A 5869-nucleotide genomic window follows, 5' to 3' on the forward strand; every position below is an offset into this window, starting at 1 on the left:
CTCGGAGTCGAACGGGTCCAGGCTGTCCTGGTAGAAGGTGGACAGGGCGCTCACCGCGGACGAGAGCACCGCCATCGGGTGGGCGTCCCGGGGGAAGCCGTCGAAGAAGCGACGCATCTCCTCGTGCAGCAGCGAGTGCCGCCGAATCCACTCGGTGAACTCGGTCAGCTGCTGCTCGGTCGGCAGCTCACCGTAGATGAGCAGGTAGGAGACCTCCAGGAAGGAGGACTTCTCGGCCAGCTGCTCGATCGGGTATCCCCGGTAACGCAGGATGCCCGCGTCGCCGTCGATGTAGGTGATCGCGGATGAGGCAGCGGCGGTGTTGACGAAACCGGGGTCGTACGTCGTCATCCCGGTTTCCTTCAGCAGCTTGCTCACCCCGACACCGGCGGGGCCCTCGACCGCAGGATGCACCGGCATCGACAGCTGCCCACCGGGGTGATCGAGCTTGACTTCCGTCATGTGGTTCCTCGCTTCGCCGGCAGATCTACGTTGAATTGCCTTCGCTTCTACCGTAATTGCGGCTCGGGGGACAACGCCCGCCGTGGTTCGGCGGTGAGGTATGCGTCACCCGATTCCCGACCGGGCGGCCGGGAAACCCGGTATCCCGCCAGACGGGACCGGACCGGCCCGAACCCGGAAGCCCGGGCCGGATCAACCCCGGACATCAGGCCGGACCGGACCCGGAAGCCAGGTCAGGAGAGGGTGAGGCGTCGCAGCGTACCGTCCGTCGCGACCTGGAAGACGTCGAGCTGGTTGGTGCCGGCGTGGAACAGCTTGTCGTCGGCGAGCAGCGCGGCGAACCGGCGTCCGCCGGGGTCGGGCGGCACCACCGGGACGACGGCCCCGATGCGGCCGTTGACGGCGACGGCGAGGAGGGTGCCGTCCGGGATCCGGTCCGGGACGTCGCCCCAGACCAGTGCCGGGAGGGTGCCGGTGTCCGGGTCGGTGGCGGTGAACGCCGCCAGGTCGGCGACCCGGGCGCTGCCGGCGGCGGGGCCGGCGCGTACCTCGGTGCCGACCAGAGGGTGGGGTGTCGGCAGGGGCGGTGGGGCGGGCACGCCACCGGGGAAGGTGACCGGTTCACCGGGGCGGTCGTAGAAGTGCTTCGTACCGTCGGTGCGGGGGGCCTGCCGGGCGGAGCGGCCGTCGACAGGCCAGGGCAGCCGGATGCCGGCCTCGTCGGCCACGGTCGGCAGCAGGTCGACGTGTTCCCAGTTGCGGTCGTCCACCCGGCCGGTCTGTTGCCGGGGTTCCTTGACGAACGTCGGCACCCAGGCGACCTCGCCGGCAGCGGCCTTGATGGCGTCCATGCCGCGGCCCTGCGCGCCGGGGTGGAAGCTGACCCCGTGGTCGGCGGTCACCACGACGAGGGCCTGGTCGTAGAGGCCGTTGGCGCGCAGCGTCCGCAGCGTCTCGCCGATCAGCCGGTCGGTATAGCCGAGCTGGGCGAGGTGCCGCGCCCGGGCCAGGTCGACCCAGCCGGCGCCGTCGTTGGGCAGGTCCTCGGGGGCGTCGTAGCGCGCCCCGGACGGCAGGTACGCCCACGGTGAGTGGGGCATCAGCAGGTGCAGGAAGTGCAGGGTGGGCCGGGTGGTCGGCTTCAGCCCGGCCAGGAAGCTGGTGAACCGGGCCGGTTGGTTGTCGTCCAGGCTGTCCCAGCGGAACTTCGGGTCGGCCGGCACCGGTTCGGCGGCGTCCAGGCCGGCCTCGGCGCGGGTCTGCTCGCGGTAGGAGTCTTCCGGGTCGACAGCGCTCTCCGTGGGCCCGGCGACCCGGCCGAGCAGCTTGGCGGTCTCCCGGACCAGCACCCCGAGCCCCTGCTCCGGGGTTACCGGCTGCTCGCAGCGACTGGGTGGGCAGAGCCTGGTGATGCTCTCCTCGGCGCGGATGTCGTACAGGCCGCCGAAGGCGGTGAAGATGTTGTCCGGGTACTGCGAGTAGTGCGGGGCGACCGGCTTGGCCGGGTAGCGCCCGGTGAGCATCGCCGGCAGCGCGTTGGGCGTCCACCCGCTGACCCCTGTCGAGTTGCGGTACCAGGTGGAGCCGCCGGCCAGCTCGGCGAAGTGCGGGTACCGCCCGGCGTCGATCTTCCCGTCCGCGCCGAGCAGGCTGACCAGTGGCAGCTCGTCGAGGATCAGCATGACCACCGGCGGGTGCACGGCCGAGCCCTGCGCGGTGCCGGCCGCGCCGCCGTCGCCGCGCGGCAGGACCACCGCCGAGGTCGGCGAGGCGAGCAGGAAGAGCGCCACGAAGGCCACCGGGCCGGCGGCGGCCAGTCGCAGTACCCGGCCCGGCGCCCGCCACCGCCGGTGAGCGGCAGCGCCGGCGGCTCCGGCCAGCACGGCCACCAGCAGCAGGGGTACGCCCCGAAGTGGCGTGACGTGTCGGCCCACCTGCACGGCGAGCGCGGCGACCAGCAGCCCGACCAGCCCGGTGTGGGTGACGGCGCGGGCGCTCCGGCCGGCCAGTCGGCTGAGCGCGCCGAGCAGCGCGACAGCGGCCGTGGGCAGCACCGTCACCAGGGCGAGCAGCAGCAGGATCTGGACCGGGTCGGCGCGGTGGAAGAGGAAGAAGTCGGGGCTGCGGCCGAGCACGTCCAGCAGCGGTTGGGTGACCACGAGACCGACCAGCGCGACGATCTCCAGTAGCCGCCCCCGTTCAGCGCGCCAGCCCCGGTCCCACCGCACGGCGGCCGGCGGCGGGTCGTCCGCTGTCGACGGGGCGGCGGCGACCGGTTCAGCCACCGATCACCGTTCGGTAGAGCGTGCGGGTGCCCGAGGGCAGTTCCAGCCGGTCGGTGATCCGTCCCCGGGCGGCGAGCAGCGCCTCGAAGGTGTCGCGTCGGTAGTCCGGGAAGAGACCGGCGGGCTTGTTGGCCAGCAGCCGGGTCGCCATCGGGTCCTCCGGGTGGACGAACTCCACCACCACCGCACCGCCCGGCGCGGTCAGCCCGGCCAGCCAGTCGATGACCTCCGGCAGCGGCACGTTGCGCCCGATCGCCAGGTGGTGCACCACGGCCAGGGCGAGCACCACGTCGGCGGACGCCCGCTCGGCGAAGCCGGCCCGCTCGACGCCCCGCCAGCCGCCGCCGGGCGAGGGGTCGGCCAGATCCAGCACCAGCGGCAGGATGCGGCGCTGCCCCTCGGAGCGCAGCTGTCGGTACAGCTCGTCGACGACGGTGGGGTCCTGCTCGACGGCGACCACGTAGTCGGCGTGCCCGGCGGCCAGCCGGGAGTACCGGCCGTCGTTGGCGCCGAGGTCGAGCACCAGCCGGGGGCGGGTGCCGGCGGCCACCGCGACGGCCACGAACTGCTCCTTCGCCACCCGGTCGCGGGCCGAGTAGCCGCAGGTGCGTTGGTAGTCCGACCAGTGGCTCTCGGGCGGGCGGCGGTCGAGCTTGCGGACCAGTTTCTCGATGCCGCGGACGGTGGCGAGCAGCAGCTCCCGGGAGAAGCCGGCGGCCCGCAGTTGGTCGCGTACCTCGGTGGTGCTGGCAGCAGCGTTGCGGTGCTGCATGGCCCCGTGCAGGTGCAGGTGGGTCAGCACGCCGGGGCGCAGCCGGCGGGTCCCGTTGAACAGCGGCCGTAGCTCGTCGGCCTCGATGCCGTCGACCCGCGCGCGCAGCCACGGTTGGAAGTCGACGCCCAGGTGGGCGGTGAGCAGCAGCGGGTAGAGCACTGTCTGGCAGAACTGCCGGTAGCCGGCCCACGGTTCGCCGTCGCGGACCGGTTCGAAGGAGCCGATGTCGATGAAGACGGGTTCGGCGCCGCGCCACTGGAGGTTGTAGGCCGAGCCGTCCTTGGTGGTGAAACCCTCGCCGAGCGCGGCGGTCAGGATCTCCAGGTGCAGCAGGGCCGCGTCGCGCAGCATGCTGAACGACCACTCGTACGGGTGGGAGACGAACGGGATGCGCTCGTGGCGCAGCACAGCCGCCCACGGTGTTCCGCCAGCGGCCTGCACCAGGGTGGGCGGTGCGTCCTCGGTGGCGCAGACCTTGCGGGCGGCGACGAGCGCCGGGAAGAACGTGCTGCCGGTCAGTGCCCGCCAGTGCTCGGCGGCCTGGGGATCCAGCCCGCGCAGCACCTCGTCGCCGACGTGGAAGACCCGGTTGGCGGGGTCGCGGAAGGAGGCCGGCTCGGGCCGTACCTCGGTGGGTGAGATCGCCATCGTCGGAGCAGGTCCGCTCAGCGCTGGTCGGTGGGTTGCCGGCGGAACCGGTCGACCAGCCGTCGCCAGTAGAGTTTCGCGGCGACCGCGGCGCCCGCCACCCCACCGACGACCGCCTGCACGATCAGGCTTCCGGACCCCGCGTCCAGGTAGGCCAGATGTTCCACCGATCGCTCCTTGCCCTCGCCGCCTCGACACCGGCGTCCAGGGCGTACACCGATGAGGCTTTTGACCCAGAAAGCCGGACTTGTCCCTCACCGTACGCCGCTCGTCGTCGCCGTCGCGGGCACATCGGCGTACTCCCAGCCGCACCACAGAATGCGGCCGGGACGGCCGGCCACGCCGGTACGCTGCGGACGTGCCGTGGATGATCGTGGACGCGCCGCTGGACTCCTCCGGAGGCGGGCGCGGCGAGGAGAGGGCTCCGGCCGCGCTGCGCCGCGCCGGCCTGCGCGAGGCCCTTGCCGCCGACGACGACGGGCAGATCGACGAGGCGCGGTTGCGCGACCCGAACCGCGACCCGGTCAGCGGGGTGATCGGCGCGGCGGGCCTGGTCCGGGCCGGTGGCGCCATCGCCGCGCGGATCGGCGCGCTGATCGCTGACGGCCACCGACCACTGGTGCTCGGCGGCGACTGCGCGATCCTGCCCGGCATCTGCCGGGCCCTACCCCCGGCGACCGACCTGTGGTTCGTCGACGCCCACCCGGACTTCCTCGACGGCACGACCTCGCCGAGCGGTGAGGCCGCCGACATGGACCTCTCGGTGGTCACCGGTCACGGCCCGGTCGCCGTCGGCCCCGGCGGCGCGCTGATCGAGCCCGGCCGCGTCCACCTGCTCGGGCACCGCCCCGCCACCGACGAGAGCAGCCGGGTCGAGGCGGCCCGGATCGACCCGGCGATCCACCAGATCAACGCCGCCGAGCTGCTGCGCCGGGGCGCGGCGACGGTCGGCGCGAGCCTGGCCGCCGACGGCGACGGGCCGGCCTGGCTGCACCTCGACCTGGACGTGGTGGACCCGCGAGACCTGCCCGCGGTGACCTACCCCGAACCGGACGGCCCGCGCTGGGCGGATCTGATCGCGCTGGTCACGCCGTTGGCCCGCGCCGACCGGCTGCTCGGGATGAGCGTGACCGACCTGAACACCGATGAGGACCCCGACGGGCGGCACACCCGACGCGTCGTCGAGGTCCTCACCGAGATGCTGGTCGACTGACCGCCGGTGAATCAGGTACGGCGGTGGTGCATGCCGAGGCGCAGCAGCACGAAGCGCAGCACTGTGGCGGCCAGGTTCGCGGCCACCAGCACGGCCAGTTCGACCGGCCGGGCCGGTACGGCAGAGACGAGGTGCAGCACCGCCAGCGCGCCACTTGTCAACGCCAGACCGAGCGCGAAGGCGAGCAACCCCTGCGCGTGATGCCGGGCTGCGTGCCGGCGTCCGCTGATGCCGAACGTCAGCCGCCGGTTCGCTGCCGTGTTCGCCACCGCGGTCAGCAACAACGCCAGGAGGTTCGCCGGTTGCGCGCCGAGCACGCTCCGGGTAGCCAGGAACAGCAACAGGTACGCGAGCGTGCTCGCCGCCCCGACCGCCGCGAACCGGACCAGCTGCCGGGGCAGCCCGACCGGCACCGGTCCTGGCAGCGCCCGGCCGGGCTGGGCACCCGGCCCGGTCAGTGGCGTCCCACCCGGCCCGGCCAGCGGC

The 5869-nt window shown here is 73.4% G+C and carries 6 protein-coding genes; 1 reads left to right on the forward strand and 5 read right to left on the reverse strand.

Translation table 11 applies throughout. From position 1 onward, the window contains the following. The 4 genes from ABZ749_RS27585 to ABZ749_RS27600 all read right to left on the reverse strand — a co-directional run. On the reverse strand, positions 1–462 hold a 462-nt coding region (locus ABZ749_RS27585), incomplete at its 3' end, for a citrate/2-methylcitrate synthase (protein WP_357232921.1). Between the two features lie 233 nt (positions 463–695). Continuing rightward, positions 696–2690, reverse strand: coding sequence for a sulfatase-like hydrolase/transferase (locus ABZ749_RS27590; protein WP_357232929.1), 1995 nt, complete (start codon positions 2688–2690; stop codon positions 696–698). Between the two features lie 49 nt (positions 2691–2739). Continuing rightward, positions 2740–4170 carry a methyltransferase domain-containing protein gene (locus ABZ749_RS27595; protein WP_357232923.1) on the reverse strand — a complete coding sequence of 477 codons (1431 nt, stop codon included), beginning with the start codon at positions 4168–4170 and terminating at the stop codon, positions 2740–2742. Positions 4171–4187: 17 nt separating this feature from the next. Then, positions 4188–4337, reverse strand: a complete 150-nt coding sequence (locus tag ABZ749_RS27600; protein ID WP_165947858.1) for a hypothetical protein — start codon at positions 4335–4337, stop codon at positions 4188–4190. Positions 4338–4537: 200 nt separating this feature from the next. Here ABZ749_RS27600 and ABZ749_RS27605 point away from each other — a divergent pair, with 200 nt between their 5' ends. Then, a complete protein-coding gene (locus ABZ749_RS27605) occupies positions 4538–5383 on the forward strand; it encodes an arginase family protein (RefSeq protein ID WP_357232931.1) in 846 nt (281 codons plus the stop codon). A gap of 11 nt (positions 5384–5394) precedes the next feature. Here ABZ749_RS27605 and ABZ749_RS27610 read toward each other — a convergent pair. Next, positions 5395–5869, reverse strand: a 475-nt coding sequence (locus ABZ749_RS27610; RefSeq protein ID WP_357232926.1) for a GtrA family protein, incomplete at its 5' end; no start/stop codon positions are given.

It is taken from the genome of Micromonospora sp. NPDC047753 (assembly GCF_040642735.1).
Taxonomy (GTDB): Bacteria; Actinomycetota; Actinomycetes; order Mycobacteriales; family Micromonosporaceae; genus Micromonospora.

What these genes read in the sequence shown, in the direction of transcription:
- ABZ749_RS27595 (WP_357232923.1), bottom strand. Translation starts at nt 4,170, where the DNA reads ATGGCGATCTCACCCACCGAGGTACGGCCCGAGCCGGCCTCCTTCCGC.
- ABZ749_RS27605 (WP_357232931.1), top strand. Translation starts at nt 4,538, where the DNA reads ATGATCGTGGACGCGCCGCTGGACTCCTCCGGAGGCGGGCGCGGCGAG.